Genomic DNA, 315 nt, shown 5'->3' on the forward strand with positions numbered 1-315 from the left:
TCGAAGTTGCGGCCTTCGACCTTGCGCTGGGCCTTCTCGATGGCGTTGGTCACCATGCGGTGCTCGATCGCTTCACCGGACTGCATGCCCAGGGCTTTCATGAAGTTCTTCACCCGATCCGAGGCGAAGATACGCATCAGGCTGTCTTCCAGGGACAGGTAGAAACGGCTGGAACCGGCGTCACCCTGACGACCGGCACGACCACGCAGCTGGTTGTCGATACGGCGCGATTCGTGACGCTCGGACGCGATCACCTGCAGGCCGCCGGACTCCAGCACCGCCTGGTGGCGTTTCTGCCAGTCGGCTTTGATCTGG

Annotated in this window: 1 pseudogene; it reads right to left on the reverse strand. The window is 62.5% G+C overall.

Features of this window, described 5'->3' with window-relative positions:
* Positions 1-315 (reverse strand): annotated as a pseudogene (gene secA, locus M2R48_RS21170) (preprotein translocase subunit SecA); the annotation flags it as partial.

It is taken from the genome of Acinetobacter sp. I-MWF (assembly GCF_025433935.1).
Classification (GTDB): Bacteria; Pseudomonadota; Gammaproteobacteria; order Pseudomonadales; family Moraxellaceae; genus Acinetobacter; species Acinetobacter guillouiae.